The organism is Leucobacter soli (assembly GCF_042659205.1).
GTDB lineage: Bacteria > Actinomycetota > Actinomycetes > Actinomycetales > Microbacteriaceae > Leucobacter > Leucobacter soli.
Window position 1 is genome coordinate 1 of sequence record NZ_JBHSRW010000338.1, and the last position, 1,777, is coordinate 1,777.

A 1,777-nucleotide genomic window follows, 5' to 3' on the forward strand; every position below is an offset into this window, starting at 1 on the left:
CCGGGTGCGATCCCGGCCGCTCGCCGTCGTCGCGTGGACGCTCGCCGTTGCCCTGCCGCTCGGCTTCCTGACACTGTTCTTCCTCTGGCCGGTGCTCGCCCTCGTCGCGACCGGGTTCACGGAGGGCACGGCGGAGGGCGCCCGTCTCGACCTCACCGGCATCCCCGAAGTCTTCTCCGAGCCGCGCACCTGGCGGGTGATCGGCCAGACGCTCGCCCAGGCCGGCGCCGGGACGATCCTCTCGCTCCTGCTCGGTGTTCCGGCCGCGTTCGTGCTCTACCGCCTCCGATTCCCGGGCCGCGGCCCGCTGCGCGCGCTGCTGACGGTGCCGTTCGTGCTGCCGACCGTGGTCGTCGGCGTCGCCTTCGCCGCACTGCTCGGCCCGGGCGGCCCGCTCGCCTGGCTGGGCCTCGACCAGGGTTTCGTCGCGATCGTGCTCGCTCTCGCCTTCTTCAACGTCACCGTCGTCATGCGCACCGTCGGCGGCTTCTGGGCGCAGCTCGATCCGCGCCCCGAGCAGGCCGCCCGCATGCTGGGCGCCGGGCCGGCCCGCGTCTGGTGGACCATCACCCTGCCCGCGTTGACACCCGCGATCGCGTCGGCCGCGGCGCTCGTGTTCCTCTTCTGCGCCACCTCCTTCGCCGTCGTGCTCGTGCTGGGCGGGCGCCGCTTCTCGACCGTCGAGACGGAGATCTACCGCCTGACGATGCAGTTCCTGGATCTGCGTTCGGCGGCCGTGCTCGCACTCGTCCAGTTCGCCATCGTCGCGCTGGCGATGGTCGTCTCCTCCGGCCTCCGCCGACGGCGGGAACGGGCGATCGCGATGAGCTTCCGCGGCCTGCGAGCGGCGCGGCCGCGACTCGCGCACCTGCCCGTCATCCTCTGCTTCGCCGCCACCGTCCTGCTGCTCCACGCGCTGCCGGTGCTCACGCTCGTCGCGCGTTCGCTCCGAGATACCGCCGGACGATGGACTCTGGCCCATTACCGGCACCTGTTCGCCCCGCCCGAGGGCAGCGCGCTGCAGGGCGGCGTGCTCGACGCGATCCTCCTCTCGCTCCGGTTCGCCGCGGTCGCGACGCTCCTCGCCGTCGTGCTCGGCGCGCTCACCGCGCTGGTCCTCTCGCGCCGCCCGCGGAGCCGCACGCTGCGCCGCGGGATCGAGTTCCTCGACGGCGCGGTCATGCTGCCGCTCGGAGTCTCGGCCGTGACGCTCGGCTTCGGCCTGCTGCTCACGATGCATCGGCCGCTCGGCATCGGTTTCGACCTGCGCACCTCGATCGTGCTGATCCCGATAGCCCAGGCGCTCGTCGCGCTGCCGCTCGTGCTGCGCACCCTGCTGCCCGCACTCCGCGGCATCGATCCCCGTCTGCGGGACGCGGCGGCGATGCTCGGCGCCTCTCCGCTCCGAGTGCTCGCGACGATCGACCTGCCGATGCTGGGTCGTTCAGCGGGACTGGCACTCGGTTTTGCGGCGGCCGCAGCACTCGGGGAGTTCGGGGCCACATCGTTCCTGGTGCGGCCCGGGGCGCAGACGCTGCCGGTCGCGATCGGCGATCTGATAGGCCGGCAGGGAGCGGACAACTACGGGATGGCGCTCGCCGCGGCGGTGCTGCTCGGGGTGATGGTCACGGGTATCATGCTGCTGGCCGAGCGCTGGCGGGGGACGGGAGTCAGCGAATGGTGAGCGAGCAGGATCCGCGCGTGCGGCGCGGTCTGCGCGTCGACGGCGCGACGGTCCGGTACGAGGCCGGACCCGGGCGCGGCAGTCGGGGCGGGG

Annotated in this window: 1 protein-coding gene; it reads left to right on the forward strand. The window is 73.2% G+C overall.

The features are described from left to right. Positions 1-4: 4 nt before the first annotated feature. Complete coding sequence (locus tag ACFPZL_RS12870) at positions 5-1,684, forward strand: ABC transporter permease (RefSeq protein WP_382335756.1); 1,680 nt, start codon at positions 5-7, stop codon at positions 1,682-1,684. The last annotated feature ends 93 nt before the right edge of the window (positions 1,685-1,777 follow it).